This window comes from uncultured Nostoc sp. (assembly GCF_964245445.1).
In the GTDB taxonomy this organism is placed as follows: Bacteria; Cyanobacteriota; Cyanobacteriia; order Cyanobacteriales; family Nostocaceae; genus Nostoc.
On the sequence record NZ_CAXTNE010000004.1, the window covers coordinates 11,762 to 31,268 of the forward strand.

12 protein-coding genes are annotated in these 19,507 nt (G+C 41.3%); 9 read left to right on the forward strand and 3 right to left on the reverse strand.

Annotated elements, in window-relative coordinates; genetic code table 11:
• The 6 genes from ACFE90_RS01195 to ACFE90_RS01220 form a co-directional block, all read left to right on the forward strand.
• A partial coding sequence (locus ACFE90_RS01195; protein ID WP_375496989.1) for a phosphopantetheine-binding protein occupies window positions 1-1,394 on the forward strand: 1,394 nt, incomplete at its 5' end.
• 164 nt (window positions 1,395-1,558) lie between these two features.
• Window positions 1,559-3,286: an SDR family NAD(P)-dependent oxidoreductase gene (locus ACFE90_RS01200; protein ID WP_375496991.1), complete on the forward strand. Its 1,728-nt coding sequence runs from the start codon at window positions 1,559-1,561 to the stop codon at window positions 3,284-3,286.
• 135 nt (window positions 3,287-3,421) lie between these two features.
• Window positions 3,422-8,185, forward strand: coding sequence for a PfaB family protein (locus ACFE90_RS01205; RefSeq protein ID WP_375496993.1), 4,764 nt, complete (start codon window positions 3,422-3,424; stop codon window positions 8,183-8,185).
• A 376-nt stretch (window positions 8,186-8,561) separates the two neighbouring features.
• Complete coding sequence (locus ACFE90_RS01210; protein WP_375496995.1) at window positions 8,562-10,238, forward strand: PfaD family polyunsaturated fatty acid/polyketide biosynthesis protein; 1,677 nt, start codon at window positions 8,562-8,564, stop codon at window positions 10,236-10,238.
• Window positions 10,239-10,240: 2 nt separating this feature from the next.
• A complete protein-coding gene (locus ACFE90_RS01215; RefSeq protein ID WP_375496997.1) occupies window positions 10,241-11,755 on the forward strand; it encodes a thioester reductase domain-containing protein in 1,515 nt (504 codons plus the stop codon).
• Between the two features lie 559 nt (window positions 11,756-12,314).
• Window positions 12,315-13,118, forward strand: coding sequence for an SDR family NAD(P)-dependent oxidoreductase (locus ACFE90_RS01220; protein WP_375496999.1), 804 nt, complete (start codon window positions 12,315-12,317; stop codon window positions 13,116-13,118).
• A 69-nt stretch (window positions 13,119-13,187) separates the two neighbouring features.
• Here ACFE90_RS01220 and hetI read toward each other — a convergent pair whose 3' ends face one another.
• Window positions 13,188-13,907, reverse strand: a complete 720-nt coding sequence (hetI, locus tag ACFE90_RS01225; protein ID WP_375497001.1) for a 4'-phosphopantetheinyl transferase HetI — start codon at window positions 13,905-13,907, stop codon at window positions 13,188-13,190.
• Window positions 13,908-14,964: 1,057 nt separating this feature from the next.
• On the opposite strand from hetI, the gene ACFE90_RS01230 reads away from it, so the two are divergent.
• Window positions 14,965-15,132: a hypothetical protein gene (locus tag ACFE90_RS01230; RefSeq protein ID WP_375497003.1), complete on the forward strand. Its 168-nt coding sequence runs from the start codon at window positions 14,965-14,967 to the stop codon at window positions 15,130-15,132.
• A 94-nt stretch (window positions 15,133-15,226) separates the two neighbouring features.
• Here the strand turns inward: ACFE90_RS01230 and ACFE90_RS01235 are convergent, their stop codons facing one another.
• Window positions 15,227-16,291: a YheT family hydrolase gene (locus ACFE90_RS01235; RefSeq protein ID WP_375497005.1), complete on the reverse strand. Its 1,065-nt coding sequence runs from the start codon at window positions 16,289-16,291 to the stop codon at window positions 15,227-15,229.
• Between the two features lie 156 nt (window positions 16,292-16,447).
• On the opposite strand from ACFE90_RS01235, the gene ACFE90_RS01240 reads away from it, so the two are divergent.
• Window positions 16,448-17,191: a response regulator transcription factor gene (locus ACFE90_RS01240; protein WP_118170349.1), complete on the forward strand. Its 744-nt coding sequence runs from the start codon at window positions 16,448-16,450 to the stop codon at window positions 17,189-17,191.
• A gap of 342 nt (window positions 17,192-17,533) precedes the next feature.
• On the opposite strand, the gene ACFE90_RS01245 is transcribed toward ACFE90_RS01240, so the two are convergent.
• Entirely contained in the window at window positions 17,534-18,325 is a 792-nt protein-coding gene (locus tag ACFE90_RS01245; RefSeq protein WP_375497007.1) for an S-adenosyl-l-methionine hydroxide adenosyltransferase family protein, read from the reverse strand.
• Window positions 18,326-18,600: 275 nt separating this feature from the next.
• On the opposite strand from ACFE90_RS01245, the gene ACFE90_RS01250 reads away from it, so the two are divergent.
• Entirely contained in the window at window positions 18,601-19,506 is a 906-nt protein-coding gene (locus ACFE90_RS01250) for a hypothetical protein (RefSeq protein ID WP_375497009.1), read from the forward strand.
• Window position 19,507: the final 1 nt, after the last annotated feature.

Below are 19,507 nucleotides of genomic sequence, written 5' to 3' on the forward strand. Positions count from 1 at the left end.
TCTTAGCCATCACCAGCGACAAGACCGGCTACCCAGTCGAAATGCTGGAAATGGACATGGACATGGAGGCGGATTTAGGAATTGACTCCATCAAACGGGTGGAAATCTTGGGGGCACTACAAGAAATGTACCCCAACTTACCCAAGCCCAATTTAGAAGAACTATCAGAAAAACGCACCATCGGTCAAGTTGTAGAGTATCTGCAATCCCACGCTTCTAAAAGTATTACTGTAGAAATTGCAGTTCACGAAGTACAACAAACAACCGAGATTTCAGTAGAGGCTGCACCAGTAGTTGAGGTGGTAACTTCACCTGAACCAAGCGTAGTTATCGCATTCACTCCAGAACCAGAACCAGAACCCGCTACGAGTGATGAATTTGCAAACTTAGGTGAAACCCTATTAGCTATCACCAGCGATAAGACCGGCTATCCAGTAGAGATGCTGGAACTGGAAATGGACATGGAGGCGGATTTAGGAATTGACTCCATCAAACGGGTAGAAATTTTAGGGGCGATGCAAGAAATGTACCCCAACTTACCCAAACCGAATATCGAAGAACTCGGAGACCTCCGCACCATCGGTCAAATAGTCGATTACCTACAGCAGTTGGCTGGAGGTGAAAAAAAAAAGTCTGAACCTGAGTTTGTCCAACAGCAGCCACCGGAATTAGAGCATAATATCCAGCGCCATCCCGTCAAACTCAGAACCCTAGCACAACCCGATTATTTGGATTTCACGTTACCAGAGGGACACATCGGTTTAATCACCGATGATGGTTCCCTCACCACTTATAAATTAACTGAATCCCTAATCGAGAAAGGCTGGAAAGTAGTAGTTATCAGCTTCCCCCAATCGCTTATCGCCCAACAAGCGCCTTTACCCACAGGAGTAACCCGCGTTACCTTAGCAAACTTGAGTGAAGAACATCTCCAACAACAATTGCAAGCGATCGCATCTCACTGTGGAGCGATTGGGGCCTTCATCCATCTACATCCGATGTTTGTAGGAAATCACACGGGGAGCATTTCTTATAACGAACAAGAAAAGGCGATCGTTAAGCACGTATTTTTGATGGCGAAACACCTCAAACCCTCTCTAAACGAAGCCGCAAAGCATGGACGTAGTTGTTTCTGCACAGTAGCTCATCTCGATGGTGCTTTCGGCTTAGAGTACAAAGTCAACTTCGGTGCGATCGGCGCTGGTTTATTCGGATTAACCAAGACTCTGAGATGGGAATGGCCAAAAGTATTTACTCGTGCGATCGACCTAAGTCCGAGACTTGATGCTAAACAATCAGTACAAAACATTATCGCCGAACTTCACGACCCCAACCTTTATATCAGTGAAGTTGGCTACGGCTCACAAGGACGAGTCACTATTATCGCCGATTAACGCCGTGTGCAACTTTCTCTCGAACCTAACCCCCAACCCCTTCCCTACTAGCGTTGGGGAGTAAGAATCAAAGCCTCTCTCCCTGTGGGGGAGAGGTTTGGAAAGGGGTTTCAATAATCAGTTGCACATCAAAACCAAAATTATGCAGGTATTCACGAGGATTTATGACACAAACAGCCCAGCTTAGTCCATCATCTGTCTTTGTTGTGAGCGGCGGTGCAAAAGGGATTACGGCTGAGTGTACTATCAGATTAGCCCAACAGCAACCCTGCAAATTCATCCTCCTCGGTCGCTCTGAACTATTAGAAACCGAGCCAGATTATGCTCAAAATTCTGATGAATCCGCATTGAAAAAATGCATCATGGAAAATCTTCTTTCTCAAGGAGAGAAGCCCACACCCATAAATGTGCAAAAAATATATAACAAAATTACCTCCAGCCGCGAAATTAAAAAGACTCTTGCAGCAATTGAAAAAACAGGAGCTAAAGCACAATATATCAGCGTCGATGTTACAGATACGCAAGCTTTACAAGAAAAACTTGCCACTGCTGTGCAAAATATCGGGCCAATTACAGGAATCATCCACGGCGCTGGAAACTTAGCTGATAAGTTAATTGAAAAGAAAACAGAAGAGGATTTTGAAAAAGTTTACACCGCTAAAGTTAAAGGTTTAGAAAACCTGTTGGCTTGCATCAACCCTAATCAACTTCAACATTTAGTTTTGTTTTCTTCTGTAACAGGATTTCACGGGAATACCGGACAATCTGATTATGCGATCGCCAATGAAATTCTCAACAAATCAGCCCATATCTTCAAGCAACAATATCCCTCATGTCATGTAGTGGCAATCAATTGGGGCGCTTGGGATAGTGGGATGGTGACACCGGAATTAAAGAAAGTTTTTCAAGAGCGTGGAATTGAAATAATTCCGATTGCAGCTGGGGCACAAATGCTCGTTAAAGAAATGGGTAACGCTAATCATGCAACTACACAAGTTGTGATTGGTAGTACGTTGATTCCAGTTGCGACAGAACTAGATTCTCAACTGCGAACCCATCGTATTCGTCGCCAAATCACACTAGCAGATAATCCTTTTTTGCTAGATCATACTATCGCTGGTTCTCCAGTTTTACCAGCAACTTGTGCAATGACATGGATGATCAATACCTGTGAACAACTTTATCCTGGTTACAGATTATTCAATCACAAAGATTTTAAAATTTTGAAAGGGATTACTTTTAATGAATCTTTAGCAAAGGAACATATTTTAGACATAGAAGAAATTTCCAAAGTTAGCTTTGAAAACATTGAAGTTAAAGCGAAAATCTGGAGTAAAAACCTAGAAGGAAAAATTCACTACCATTTTAGCGCTCAACTCAATCTCCAGCGAGAAATCCCCATTGCACCCATTTATGAATCAATTAATCTTGAACAAGATAACATCATCACCGCTACAGGAAAAGCTTTTTATCAAAATGGAGGAACTACATTATTTCATGGCCCTGCTTTTCAGGAAGTCAAAAAAGTTTTAAATATCAGCCCTGAAAAAATCACTACAGAATGTCTTTGGGAAGAAATCAGCCATCAGCAACAAGGACAATTTCCAGTGCAATGGGTCAATCCTTATACGATTGACTTGAGTATGCACGGGTTATGGATTTGGACACAGCACTTTTATCAAGAAGCTTGTTTACCTGGTAAGGTGGAAATATATGAACAGTTTGCACCTACACCACATAACAAACCTTTTTACGTTTCTTGTGAAGTGAAAGCGAAAACAGCAACTAGTGCGATCGCTGACTTTATCATACATGACCGTCAAGGACAGATATATTCGCGTATGCTCGGTGCCCACGCAATTATTTGGTCAATGAAATTACTCCGAAGCTAGTAATCTTCAACTTCTTTTCTCTGCGCCTCTCTTACCTCGTGCGTGAGATTTGACTATTTTCAAGTTTGGGGAACAGCGTAAATCCTGCGTTTTAAATATCTCTTGCCTAATACTCAAACCTTGAGGATATAACTAGTGGAAAAAATAGCCATTATCGGATTATCATGTCTATTCCCTGATGCTAAAAACCCAGAAGAATTTTGGCAAAATCTTGTTACTCAAAAAGATTCGACATCCTCTGCAACTGTCGAGGAAATCGGAGTAGACCCAACAATCTTTTATAATCCAGCTAAAGGTACACCAGACAAAACCTATTCCCTCAAAGGCGGATACATCCGTAACTTTCAGTTTGACCCTAGTGAATACAATCTGCCATCAGAATTTGTTGCTAGTTTAGATAATACCTTCAAATGGTCATTGTATGCTGCTAAACAAGCAATTGTGCAAAGTGGTTATTGGGGTAATCAAACTGTTCTCTCCAAATGTGGCATCATTTTAGGTAATTTGTCGTTACCAACAAAATTATCTAATCAATTATTCTCTTCCATTTACCAAAAAGTTCTTAACCCTGCTGTCAGAGAACTTTTGCAGGATGAAGACTTTGATTTAGCTGCTCTACCAAGTGCAACTAAAGCGTCTTTGTACAATGTAATGATATCTAGCTTCCCAGCATCTATTGTTGCTCAAGCCCTCTCTCTATCCCAGATCAATTTATGTCTGGATGCTGCTTGTTCATCATCATTTTATGCTATTAAACTGGCATCTCATTACCTATGGTCACACAAAGCTGATGTCATGTTAGCTGGAGCCATCAGTTGTGCAGATTCACTATTCGTGCGGATGTTATTTTCTGGTGTTCAAGGATATGCAGAAAACGGTATCAGCCGCCCCTTAGATAAGTCCTCTAGAGGGCTAATCCCTGCCGATGGTGTTGGGATGATGATGCTGAAAAGATATTCTGATGCCATCAGAGATGGTGATAATATTCTTGCCACGATTTGCGGTAATGGACTTTCAAATGATGGCAAAGGTAAGCATCTACTCAGTCCTAATCCTAAAGGACAAATCCTAGCCTTTGAACGAGCTTACAATGAGGCAAAAATTAGTCCAAAAACCATCGATTATTTAGAATGCCACGCCACTGGCACATTACTAGGAGATACAACGGAATTTAACTCTATAGAAACATTCTTTGGTCAAAATCAAGCTGCGCCTCTGGTGGGTTCTACTAAAGCAAATACAGGTCACTTGCTAACTGCTGCTGGCATGGTTGGCTTAACTAAAGTGATTTTGAGTATGTCGCATGGTGTAATTCCAGCAACTATAAATGTTTCGGAACCTTTAGCGTCAGAAAATAGTACAATTTCCGCCGACAAATTTGTTAGAACAGCTACGGCATGGCCCAATAATAACGCATCAATTAAACGGGCGGCTATTAGCGCTTTTGGTTTTGGCGGCACCAACTCTCATTTAATTTTAGAACAAGGAAATACAACAACACAACCAGTTGAATCAACTGCACCTGTTCCACCTGCCAAAATTGCCATTGTCGGCATGGATGCCTTTTTCGGTAACTGCAATGGCTTAGATGCTTTTGAACGCAGCATTTATGATGGCACGCAGCATTTTACTTCTCTACCGCCTCAAAGATGGCATGGTATAGAAAACCAAGAAAATATCCTGAAAGAGTACGGTTTAGCAGATGGGAAAGCACCAGTAGGAGCATACATCAAAGATTTTGAAATCGATACTTTATCGTGCAAAATCCCACCGAATGAAATAGAAAAATTAAACCCACAACAATTATTACTCCTGAAGGTTAGCGATCGCGCCGTGAAAGATGCGAAACTACAGGAGGGTGGCAATGTGGCTGTGATTGTTGCCGCCGAGACAGAATTCTCTGTGCATCAGCTACAGCAAAGATGGAATCTATCTTGGCAAGTTAAGGATGGCTTACTCAACCAAGGAATTTCTTTGCCTGCCCAACAGCTTTCCCAACTAGAAACCATTGTTAAAGATAGCATTCACCAACCTGTAGAAATCGGCGAATATGTGAGTCACATCGCCAACATCATGGCGAGTCGGATTTCAGCTTTATGGAATTTCACTGGTCCTGCATTCACCATCAGTGCTGGCGAAAATTCTGCCCTCAAGGCGTTGGAAGCTGCACAAATGCTACTCGCTACAGGGGAAGTTGACGCGGTGGTTGTGGGTGCAGTAGATTTAGCCGGCGGTGTGGAAAATGTCTTATTCCGCAACCAATTTGCACCAATTAATACGGGTGTCAATACGTTGGGTTTTGACCAACAAGCCAATGGCTGGACGGTTGGCGAAGGTGCGGGTGCAGTTGTCCTCAAGCGCCACGAAGCTGCTAAGGAAGAAAATGAACGCATCTATGCAGTAATTGATGCTATAAGTTTTGCACAAGGTAATTCTACTTTGGGTAACGCTTTAGTAAAACCTGATGCTTCAGTTATCAACAATGTCTGTAAACAAGCCTTCCAGATGGCAGATATTCAACCCACAGAGGTTAACTATGTGGAAGTCTTCGGTAGTGGCGTTCCCCAGGAGGATGAAGCGGAAATCACAGGTTTGTTGCAAGCTTATCCGAAAGTAGGAAATGGTCTGCACTGTGCATTGGGCAGCATCAAAGCTAATATCGGTAACACCTATACAGCATCGGGAATCGCTAGCCTAATTAAAACCGCTCTTTGTCTTTATTACAGGTATATTCCCGCCACACCAAAATGGTCTGGTGTCAAAACACCGCAAGTATGGTCAGGTAGTCCATTCTATGTGGCAATAGAATCAAGACCTTGGTTTATCGATCAAGGCGCTACACGCAGAATAGCAGCAATTAATAGCATGGGTATAGATGGGAGTTATGCCCATTTAATCTTATCGGAAGAACCCAGCCAACAAGAACGGGACAACAGGTATTTGCAGCAAATGCCTTTTCATCTGTTCCCGATCGCAGTTAGCGATCGCTCCAACATACCAGATTTTCTGAACAATCTTCAACAAACCATCGAAGAAAGTTCCTCTTTATCGGCTACCGCCAGCCAAACATTCGCTAATTTTGAAGGACATTCTGATGCAAAATACGTCTTATCAATCACAGGACGTAACAAAAAAGAACTATTCAAAGAAATTGAATCTGCCCGCAAAGGTGTAAATAATGCTTTTGAGAACGGCACAGATTGGCAAACACCAATAGGAAGCTATTTCACAGCTAAACCATTGGGTAAAACTGGAGCATTAGCTTACGTTTATCCGGCAGCTGTCAATTCTTATGTGGGTATCGGTCAGAATCTCTTCCGCTTATTCCCAAAAGTCTACGATGACACAATATTCAATAGTCTTGCTAATCGTGCTATCGAAATTCATCAGCGACTTTATCCCCGAAGCTTGCATAAATTTTCCACCAGGCAACTAGAAACTCTTGAAAAAGAATTTCTAGATGATTCACTAGCGATGTTTGAAACAGAAATTGCTTATTCTCGACTCATTACTACAATTATTCGAGATGATTTCCAAGTCAAACCACAATGTGTTTTTGGCTATAGCCTGGGCGAAACTAGCATGATGTCTGCTCAAGGAGTTTGGAGCAATTTTTCTGGTGGAAGTAACAATTTAAACTCATCCCCTCTCTTTGGCGATAAGTTATCTGGCCCTAAAAATGCTGTGCGTGAATATTGGGGATTAACAGATTCACCAAATTTACAAAACAACAATTTTTGGAATACCTATGTTCTCATGGCTACTCCATCGCAAGTTAGAGAATGCCTGAAACATGAGAATCGCGTTTATCTAACTCAAATCAATACACCAGAAGAAGTATTAATTGCTGGTGATGATGCAGCCTGTAAGCGGGTGATTACAACTTTAGGTTGCAACGCTTTCCCTGCTCCCTTCGACCATGTAATACATTGTGAAGCGATGCGATCGCAGTACGAGGAAATCAAGAAGGTAAACACCTTACCATCCCAAAATCTCCCAGGTATTGTATTTTATTCTGCCGCCGATTATCAACCGATTGCCCTTGAAAGTGATACAATTGCTCACAACATTGCCAAAGGATTGTGTCAAGAACTTGATTTTCCGCAATTAGTTAATCGTGTCTACGGTGATGGTGTCAAAATATTTATAGAAGCAGGTGCCGGTAGTGTCTGTTCACGATGGATTGATAAAATTCTCGCCAACAAAGAACACATCACAGTTTCTCTGAATCGTAGAGGAATGGATGATCATGCTTCGATGGTCAAAGCATTAGCAAAACTACTCAGTCATCAGGTGAACTTGGATTTATCACCACTGTATAGCAAAGCCCAAGAAACCGCTAATTCAAATAAAGCAACATTGAGAACAGTTATCTTGGGTGGGAAAGCGATCGCAGCTACAATTTTGAGTGACGAAAATCGCCAGATTGTTAAAGATTTTGCTGGGGATCTTAGGAGCGCTCGCTTCAAAATACAGCATCCAAACATACCTAATCTCCAACAATCTGAAATCACAGATTATCTTAACACTTCCAACCACATAACTCAACAAGAAAGTCATTCCCCTAACATATTGCCTCAGCTAGAAGAAGTAAAACCGAAAAATATCATTGATAACGTTTTTGAAACGAGAGAACAATTACAATCTTCTGAGTCAAGCACAATTAGACAGCCAATTTATCTGTCTTCCCCGCCAGTCATAACTAGAAAAATTAGTAGCATCATCAGCATGTTCGATTTAAATAAGACTCAGTATCAAAAGCTCAATGCTAATAATTCAAAGATAACTAAAGCACATACTGCTTTTTTACAAGCTAGACAAGATTACAGTCAGCAAATGAGCGAAATCATTCAATTGCAACTAGCTTGCGCCCAAAATTTGCTTAACGACGAATCTTAATATCTCATACCAATTCTCTCTAAACTTTCTCTTCCTTCTCTTCTCTACGAGAGGCTGCGCCCTAAGCGAAGCTATGCCGCAGGCTTTACGAGACGCTGCGCGAACCCGCCCTTTGCGTCCTACCCTGCGGGAAGCCCTCCGGGTTCAGCAGTCGCTCATGGGGTAAACCCCCAAGACCGCGCTGCTTCACCGCTTTGCGTCTATGCGGTTCGTTTAATAAAGATTAAGTGCATCTTTTAGAGAATTGGTATTACTATGTTCCTCTGTGTTCTCTGCGCCTCTGCGGTTCGTAAAAAAAGAAAACTTAGACTCCTATAAAAAGTCTACACTCTTCAACTTTAATCATCCATTGCTTGTAATCCGAGGGATAACTGCCGTGACAACCGTAGATACGGTACTAAGTAAACACGATAATGGCCTTAATTTCTCTTCCTGGTCTTATAACAAAAACCAGGTTTGGAAAGGTTCTTTAGAAACTGTATCTTTTGAGAAACAAACCATCAAAGATAAATTGATGGTGTTAAATAAACCCTGCTACATCGTGAAAGTTGCCGGAAAAATCGGTGTCACTAATGAGGGTTATTTATCCCCTGGTGATAATGGCACAACAGCACAAGTAGAGTTGCTAACATTTGCAGCACCAATTCGCATTCAACAATTTGGAGATCCTAATTTCCTCTCCTCTCATGGAGTGAAATATGCCTACGTTACTGGCGCAATGGCTGGCGGAATTGCTTCTGAAGAAATGGTCATTGCACTTGGAAAAGAGCAAATTTTGAGTTCCTTTGGTGCAGGTGGTTTAATTCCAGAACGTTTGGAAGTAGCGATAAATCGCATTCAAGAAGCTTTACCTCAAGGCCCTTATGCATTTAATTTAATTCACAGTCCCAATGAACCTGCGATTGAACGCCGGGCTGTGGATTTATACCTCAAATATCAAGTGAGAACAGTAGAAGCCTCTGCATTTCTCGACTTGACTCCCAACATTGTTTATTACCGTCTTGCTGGATTGGGAGTAAATAACACCAATCAAATTGAAATCAAAAATAAAATCATTGCCAAAATTTCTCGCCGAGAAGTTGCTACTAAATTTCTGCAACCAGCACCGGCCAGAATAATCAAAGAACTGCTGGAACAAGGGTTAATTACTGAGTTACAAGCAACCCTTGCAGCCAAAGTTCCAATGGCTGATGATATTACCGTTGAGGCTGATTCTGGAGGTCATACAGATAATCGTCCCCTGGTTTGTGTGTTACCTTCTATTATTGCCTTACGGGATGAAATTCAAGCACAATATCATTACCAAACACCTATTAGAATTGGTGTTGCAGGGGGAATTGGTACACCACAATCAGCATTAGCAGCCTTTATGATGGGTGCTGCTTATATAATGACCGGCTCAATTAATCAGTCATGTGTTGAATCTGGGGCTTGTGAACATACCAAAAAGTTATTATCTCAAGCAGAAATGGCTGATATGATAATGGCCCCAGCAGCAGATATGTTTGAAATGGGAGTCAAACTGCAAGTTCTCAAACGGGGTACAATGTTCCCCATGCGAGCGCAGAAATTATTTGAACTCTATCGCGCTTATGATTCTATTGAAGAGATTCCTTTAGCAGAAAGAGAGAAATTAGAAAAACAAGTTTTTCGCAAAACTATTGCCGAAGTATGGGAAGGAACTGCGGCTTATTTGTCCCAAAAGAATCCTGAGAAACTTGGGAAAGCAGTTAATAATCCTAAACTGAAAATGGCGTTGATTTTCCGTTGGTATCTAGGATTATCTTCTCGCTGGTCTAGTTCTGGTGAAAAAGGTAGAGAAGTCGATTATCAAATTTGGTGTGGCCCGGCAATGGGCGGTTTCAATGACTGGGTACGTGGTTCTTATCTATCGGAACCAAATAATCGTCGGGTAGTTGATGTAGCTAATCAAATTATGACTGGTGCAGCCTTTTTGTATCGTGTCCAAAATTTGAAAATTCAAGGGCTACAAGCTTCCGATTATTACAGTCAGTATCACCCTGTTCGTTCTACATCATTGTTGGAGATTTAAAAATGACTATAAAACAGTCTTTCACAGCAGACGATATTCAAACATTTTTGGTATCTAACTTAGCTAAGTTGCTAGGAGTCGCAACTGATGAAATAGATGTAAAAGAACATTTAGAAAACTATGGCTTGGATTCAGCCCAAGCAATGGTTCTAGTAAGTAACTTGGAAAAGTTGCTCGGATTTCAACCCTCTCCATTGCTACTGTGGCATTACCCAAATATTGAAGCTCTTTCACAGCGTTTAGCTGAAGAAGTGCAAGAAGGTTCACCAATTCAAGATACAGGGGTGACATCCTCTAATGCCAATGCTGCACCCTCTGTTCTAGATTTAAGTGCCGAGGCTGTTCTTGACCCTACCATCAATCCCGGTGCTGCATCTAATGTAGCTGTGGGTGAACCCAAGAATATCTTTTTAACTGGAGGAACAGGCTTTTTAGGAGCTTTTGTCATCCGGGAATTGCTACAAGAAACCAATGCGGATATCTATTGCTTAGTGCGTACTGCTAATGCTGAAGAAGGCAAAAGCAAACTCCAAAAGAATCTGCAACAGTATGCAATTTGGCAGGAAGAATTTAACTCTAGAATTATTCCAATTGTCGGTGATTTATCTCAGCCATTGTTAGGTGTTGGCTCTGAACAGTTTCAATCTTTAGCTACCAATATTGATACTATCTATCATAGTGGTGCTTTGTTGAACTATGTTTTTCCCTACTCAGCATTGAAGGCAGCCAATGTTTTAGGAACACAAGAAGTTTTGAGGCTGGCATGTCAAATTAAAGTCAAACCTGTACATTACGTTTCTAGCGTTGCTGTTTTTGAATCCACTGCTTATGCTGGCAAGGTTGTTAAAGAACAGGATGAATTCAATCATTGGGAAGGTATTTATCTTGGTTACTCACAAACTAAATGGGTAGCTGAAAAGTTAGTTAAAATTGCTCGTGACCGTGGACTTCCTGTAACTATCCATAGACCACCACTGATTTCTGGTGATAGCAAAACAGGCATTTGTAACACACATGACTTTATCAATTTGATGACCAAGGGCTGTCTACAAATGGGAAGTTTCCCTGATGTAGATTATATGTTGGATATGTCTCCTGTGGATTATGTAAGTAAAGCGATCGTTTATCTATCACGGCAAAAAGAATCCATAGGTAAAGCTTTCAATTTACAACATCCCCAACCTGTTTCTTTGAAAATATTAGTTGAGTGGATTCGCTCTTTTGGTTATTCAGTTGATATGATTCCCTACGATAAATGGCAATCAGAGTTAATCAATAATGTGTCTTCTGTAGACAATCCTTTATATACTCTACGGCCATTTTTACTAGAACGCTGGTCTGATGAGCAACTGACTATTCCTGATTTGTACTTACAAGCTAGAAGACCCCATATTAGCTGCCAAGATACTCTTCATGCACTAGCAGGCAGTTGTATTGTTTGTCCTCCAATTGACTCTCAATTGTTTATGACTTATACTGCCTACTTGATTCAAAGCGGTTTCTTAAATATCGCTTAAGAATTTACAACTTTCGTAGGATGTGTTAACAACGTAATGCACCATCCCGGATACTTTCGGTGCGTTACGGGTTCTGTAACACACCCTACAAAATAATTTGATTTAGTCCATTTTTTAAAACTCAGTACTACTGAACAGTCAATATTTCAGATGCCAGCAACAACTTATATATTAACAATGGCAATATAATTGCCTTGTTTTTTTATGCTCAATAATGTAAATTTTTAGGATTCACCCCTTGACAGAAGCAATTGAGGATAGAATGGTTAGTGTCGGGCATAAAAGTTTGATTTTACCTGCTGGCTTTTGTGAGTAATCAAAAGCCAGCGCTAGTACTTTGAAATAACCGAACTTCTTTAATGCCCAATTTATTCGATGCATAAATCCTAAATTTCCGTTTGGACTGCTACATCTATCCAACGCATTACACAAGCAATTGAAAGGGTAATAGCTCCAGACATTTATCGCTGGTTCAGATATTACGCGTACTTAATTGTAGAACGAAAACCACTGTAAATGCAACGCAGCTTCATCAAGTTGAATTCACCAATATTTTTACATGAACACAACACATCAAACTCAGAGCAAAAAAACTGCTCTTATTACTGGAGCAGCCGGTGGTATTGGCTACGAATTAGCATGTATTTTTGCTGCTCATGATTACAATCTGGTCTTAGTAGACAGAAACGGGTTAAAGCTTGTAGAAATTGCAGCTAAATTCCAAGAAGAATTCGGAAATCTTGCCAAAACTATTGTTAAGGATTTATCTATATCAACAGCTCCTGAAGAAATTTTCACGGAGTTGCAACTCGCCGATATTAATGTTGACGTGCTGGTAAATAATGCCGGATTTGGTATCTATGGATTATTTCACCAAACAGACCTAGCTGCTGAATTGGAAATGCTACAGGTAAATTTGGTGTGCCTCACCCATTTAACCAAGCTATTTGTGAAGCACATGGTAAAGCAAGGTGAAGGTAAAATATTAAATGTTGCCTCGGCTGCTGCTTTTCAACCAGGGCCTTTGATGGCGGTTTATTTTGCTACTAAAGCTTATATCTTATCTTTTTCTGAAGCGATCGCTAATGAATTAGAAGGTACAGGTGTCACTGTGACAGTTCTTTGCCCAGGCTCAACCGCATCTGCTTTTCATGAAAGAACCGGAATGGCTGACTCTAAGTTGCTTAAGGGTAAGAGGATGATGGATGCACAAACAGTGGCCGAAATTGGTTTTCGCGCCTTAATGAAGGGCAAAACTATTGCGATTCCTGGGTTTATGAATAAACTACTTGCAAAAAGCGTCAGATTTGTACCTAGAAAACTGGTAACAAAAATTGTGCGAAATATGCAGGAAGATAAATAAGCAGGTTGTCATTTGTCATTTGTTCGCAAAATTTCTCTTGTTTCACCCAGGAGATGAGCTTAGTCAACATCAGTACTGCCAACACTTCAAATCCCAGCCTAAAGTCGCCACTGCAACAGCAGCAACATAATTGTTAGCAGGCACTAGTTCAAAAAGACTCCAGTCTTCAGTTATCCGTAACTTAGCTGGTTCTGTGGGAGTCAGCAATACTTCAATTTGCTCTAACTGAGCTAGTCCGTCTCCAGTTGCTTTTAAATAAGCTTCCTTACAAGTCCAGTAACGGAAAAATACCTCTTGCTGTTGGTTTGCAGATAGCGATCGCAACATTTCATATTCTCTTGGTAAAAAGAACCGTTTGGCAAGAGCTTCCAGATCAGACATCGGGCGAATATGTTCTAGGTCTACACCAATTTCTCTAGTACAATTCACCGCACACAAACCCAACCCTTGGGAATGAGACAAGTTAAACGCCAGTCCACTATCGGCAAATGTATTTGCTAATACTGGTTTGCCACGCTGTTGATAATTAAACTGCACTTGTAGGGGCTGCATATCCAAATAGCGACCTAATATAGTTCGGAGAATACCACGACCAGCAATGAAACGCTGCTGATGTTCCTGAAAATAGAACCGTTCAGCACGAGCTATTTCGTCACTGGAAAGAGTCGCTGCTAAATTTTGCAGCTGTACTTCTGGTTGGTCAAGTTCTATGCGCCAGACATGAATCTCATTCTGTAATAGAGTTAAATCTGTCGGTGCAGGTAGCCAAATATCATTAGGAGCGGTCATTGAGTCAAAAAGTCAAAGGAATTGTACTCTAGTACTTTGTTTAATTACGACGATTATTATCAGTGGATCTGGTTTGACGCTTTAGCGCTACTATACTATGCGCCAGACCAATGCGGTAAGCGTAGCCATGCCGCCAGGCTCATCGCTTCGTCGGTTCAACGCAGGGTTACAGCTTTCTTGGGCTATGATTTTGCAGCGTTGCAGTTAACGGCGCTCGACCATCACGCCCTTGCCATCTTAAATCTTTTCATCAAGCTTTAGTAAATTTGCAGAACAGGAACTATTCATATTTCAGCAAAATTTTCAATCCTCTTAAGGATATATTCGTACAAAGATGTGTTATAAACAGTTCGATTAAGGACAATCATCTCTCAACTTCTAGCCGCAATTAATAGTCAACAAATACTTAATTTAAAAAAATAAATATAAATCGCAATCCTTCACACGCCCAGGATGGGCGATTGCCCTCACTGTTTATACAACTGTGCCTGTTTTTCATAAAATCTGCCAAAAGAGTTGTTAGATGTTTATTCTGGCTGTCAACATAACTACTTAATACTGAGTTACAGTAGCTGCAATTGCTTTTTTTAACTAATATTGTGATTTATTGCTCTAGATGTACTATCTTTAATTCAAGGTTAAATCCCCTGAAAGAGAATGCATTAAAACCCTTGACAGAGAATAACAAATTTTCTTTTGGCTACAACATTAACTATTACAGTGTTACTGAAAGGAATTTTGAAGAATGTCTGCAAGTGTTTTACCAGTACCTAAGTTTTGTAAAGGTCAGATAGTAAGTTTTATGGGTGGGAAAGGCGTTATAAAAAACTACCGATTTGAGTCAGGCATCTGGGAATATTTGGTGAAAATGCCTATGGGGCCAAAGCCATAAATGGGTCGGGTTGGTTATGAAACCATGATTTGGCTATTTGAAGTAGAGATATCTTCAAAGGTAAATAATTTTTATCCTAAATTGTTAAATCTGAAACAAAAAACCCTTAGCAAAGCTTGTTAAAAACCTATTAGGATTACTTTTTTGTAGAGATAGCGAGGATGAATGATAAATAATTTTGAGTACCTTGCCTTCTTTGTGCTGCTACTGACAGCGCTTGTATTAGCAATTAAGGAAATGAGCGTTGCTTTGGATGAAGTAGATATTGAGCGCTTTACTCTCTGGACAGGTATTGCTTCTGTCATTGCTGGTTTACCAATAATATTGTGGTAACTTCTTAGTCAATGCCATTCTCTCTATTTTGGACTTCCAAACAATACGACTCCATCTTTCGAGTATCCTAGCAACTAGAATATTTTCTCGCCTATTACCCTATTCGCTTTTCCTCCAACCATTGTAAAACCCGATTCCATGCCCACCAAGGATCAGAATCGTTTACTTGACGCTGGCACTTTTTGCTGCTCAAATAACCAACATGGCCGCCGTACTGAGTCAGTAACAAATCTATTACGGGATTGCGATCGCAGGCTTCTTCTAATTCCGGTATGATAGCTGGGTCAAAAAGTGGGTCATCAGCAGCATATAAAATCAAAGTCGGTTTTGAGATTTGCGGCAATATTTGTAAAGCACTACTAGCTTGGTAATATGCCTCTACAGACGGAAAACCCAGTCGCTTAATTACCAATTCATTATCAAAACCCCAGATACTGTTCGCCCGTTCAATCGCCGCCGCATCAATGCTTCCGGGATGAGCATCATGTATCCGCCATGCCAGTTTTTTTAAATTCTGGGCAATCCCCGCTTCCAAATATCTGCCGAAGGGCTTTTTAACTAGATAAGATAGCGATCGCTCCGAATCCAAACTCGGACAAATCACCATACCACCGCCAATATCGCTATCTTCTAGTCCTAAATCTTCATGCTCGCTAATCACCTCACCAGCGACTTTCACCGCCCATAGCGCCAATTGCCCTCCTAAAGAATACCCTGTAAACCAAAATTTACCCGGATATCCCATTGCCTTAGCAGCAGCAGCGATGCAAACAAAATCTTCCCCCTCATACAAACCATCAGAAGTCAGAGTCGGGGACAATTCGGCAGTTTTGCCGTGGGCCCGCCAATCAAATAACACCACAGCATAGCCTTGAGCGTAGGCTTTACGCCCTAGCACTCTCAAATACCATTCCGTCTCTAACTCTCCAGTAATGCCATAAGTGCCAATAATCGTGCTATGAGCATTTTCAGGGATGGCAACCAAGCCAAAAATTGGCACACCTTGGCCACCAACAAAGATTTTCTCGTGATAAGACGGTTCTGGTAATAGAGCAGTACTTTCCCAGTAACGCTTTCCCCACAAAGCGGTGTATACAGTCATCATCACACCGTTTTGTAAAAACCAAGACGGATTGTAGGGCGGAGTATAACACATCATAGACTATAAGATTTCATATAGTTGAGTCTTGATTTCACAGTCATTTAATCTTAATATTTATGTAAGATTTAAAAACTTTTTTAGAATCGATTCAAAAATCTTTGTATCTATCAAAGGTTGTTAATTATCCTTAATAAGTAGTAATAATTTTTAAGAATGCCGAGGATTCTTGTCATAGACGATGACCCAGCGATTTCAGAACTAGTTGCCGTCAACTTGGAAATGGCTGGCTACGATGTTAGTCAAGCTGAAGACGGCATCAAAGGTCAAGCGCTGGCTCTCCAGCTGCAACCAGACTTGATCATGCTCGATTTAATGTTGCCCAGGGTAGATGGGTTTACCGTTTGTCAACGCCTACGCCGAGACGATCGCACCTCTGAGATTCCCGTGTTAATGTTGACGGCTTTGAGCCAAACTCAGGACAAGGTGGAAGGCTTTAATGCTGGCGCAGATGACTACCTCACCAAGCCTTTTGAAGTTGAAGAACTGCTAGCGCGGGTACGGGCACTTTTGCGGCGTACTGACCGCATTCCCCAAGCAGCAAAGCATAGTGAAATTCTAAACTATGGCTCATTAACCCTCGTTCCCGAAAGATTTGAGGCTATATGGTTCAATGAGACGGTGAAATTGACTCACTTGGAATTTGAGTTACTTCACTGCTTATTGCAACGCCACGGTCAAACGGTTTCTCCCAGCGAAATCCTCAGAGAAGTTTGGGGCTACGATCCTGATGATGACATAGAAACGATTCGAGTCCATATTCGCCACTTGAGAACCAAGCTAGAACCAGATCCCCGCCATCCCCGCTATATCAAGACAGTGTATGGTGCTGGATATTGTCTTGAATTACCCGGTGTACCTCCAGCAAATGAAGGGGCTTCGGTAACAGTCGTTGAATGAAATTACGCTAAATTCCCTTAAACTTTGCTATCACTTAGACAAGAACTCTCTGTAACTCTTATTCCTTACTGTTTAGTTAAGGTTATTAGTGGGATTTAGTAGTATGTAGAGATGTTACAATACAACGTCTCTACAAACGCCTGACTTTTCACGGCATCTGGAAAACCTCACTTCTATTTCTCTCTTTCTTTAAGGAGAGAGCTTTTGAATTTCCCCCCTTCCCGCGTCGGGAAGGGGGTTAGGTTTGTGGTGGACTTTTCCTCATAACGTGAAAAGTCAGTACAAGTCAAGATACTGTGAAAAGTCAGGTTTATCTGTAGGGTATGAGGGAGTGGATTTGATTTAGGCAATTCGAGTTACTTGCTGATTCACACGGGGACGGCCAAAGCGTTCCCAAGCACTCCCTCCTCGCAGAAATAGCTCTAAAAAGCGCAATGGTTCTCCTGAATCGCCTATTGACCAACCGGAACTACCAGGAGCAAAGGCTAAAGTCCCTTCAGACACCTTGAAGCTGCCATCAGAATACACTGCATCACTGACCACATCTCCAATTCGGATCACGATCTTGCTTTGAGGCTCTAAATTCAGTGTATGCGCCCCAATAGTTGTTTTGATGTTGCCGTAGCCATCAATCCAGGCAATTCGATCTGGTGGAACATCTGGGATTTGCTCACTCTTAAGGCTATCTCCTAGAAGGCTAAAATCTTCATTCATAATGGCCGCCGCCGCCGGAGGAAATACATCCCGTGAGCGAAACTGCGAACCACCACGAGCAACGTTGACCACTCGCAACTCCTTTGTATAGTCTTTGATAAAAGAGAGCGTGTAGCCTGCATTTACACCCACTACTTTTACACCATTAGATAAAAGAGCATAAGTTAGTCCTTCACCTTCATTATCCCGACGGGCTTCAGGATCATCCTGACGAGGCGCACAGTTATGATAAATTAGGCGATCGCTAGGGCCTGGGTTAAGTCCTAGTTGGGCAATCCAGAATCCCGTTGCCAATGTACTGAATGCTGGAACCGAAAGCAAATGAATTTGGGCATGGGGAAAAGCCATCAGCAGACGTTGTGTGACTTCTGTAAATGCCGGATCTCCTGTACCGTAGTCTGCAATGACGCAGATAAACATTCTGCTCCTCCTTCTAATGGGTGTAATTTGCAATCAATGGTTAGCAATGGTTGGCCTTCAAAGGCTCCAGTGAACCTGCCTCATCAGCAGTCTACGTGTGATCTCAACTATATGCAAGATTTCTAGATAACATTGAGCGCAATTTTCCAGCCAAAAATACTGGAACTACACAACTTAGATTAATTACATCAGTCATCATGTGATTACAGGTTTAAATAAGCAGTTGTCTGCTCATTTCACTCCTAATTAATAACGTTAAAGTCTTAGTCAACGCAATGAAAACAATTACTTCACTTTTTAGCGAAGAACGCAACCAACTTCAGACAGATATTGATAACACAACCAACATTGAGGAGATAGTTAAGTTGGTTCAGAATCGACTTGATAATCTCGAAAGAATTTACATTGAAAAACTTAATCTGGCTCAAATTCGTCTGGCTTCCTTTTTCCTAGATACCCTGCGGCAGTCCATCGCTACTCTTGCTGCGGCTAACTATTCTCAAATTGCTCCAACAGAGCAAAAGCAATTTACTAACCCAAGTACAAACCTTTTTTCCAGCAGATTAATCCTGAAACTGCTAAAAGGACTAATTTATATAGGCATCTTAAGTTCGTTGTTCTCTTTAACTAAAACTACTCCAGGTGCATGGATGGCTATCTTACTAACCTCTATACTTCTAGGGGTAGAAGTTGTGCTTCAACTTGAGTTAAAGAGCCAGCAAAATTCTATGTCTTCAGAGCTATTGGAATTACCTAAACCTATGCTTCAAGTTGATAGCAAAGTATTTTTAGATCATCTTGGCGATGCTCTCAACACTATCGACCTAGCAGTAGCTAGAGTAGAAGAATGGAATAAACATGAAGGCGACTTAGCAATAGAAGAACTGCCAGAGCTATTGAATTTTCTGCAAAGGCTGATGGGCGCATCAAAACTTGATAAACCCCAAATGGCTTATGAACTTGCAAAACTTCTGCCACAGATTTTAATGTCTCAGGGAATTAATACTCAAATTTACCGACCAAATGACCCGCACAGCGATCGCGAGTATTTTGACTTTGAGCCAAGTATCGACCCCGATACCAAAGATCATGTGACTCTAACTCCGGCTTTGTTGAAAGGCGATCGCTTGATTCGGCGCGGTAGGGTAATTGAGCCAGCATATTCCTCTGCTAGAGAATAAT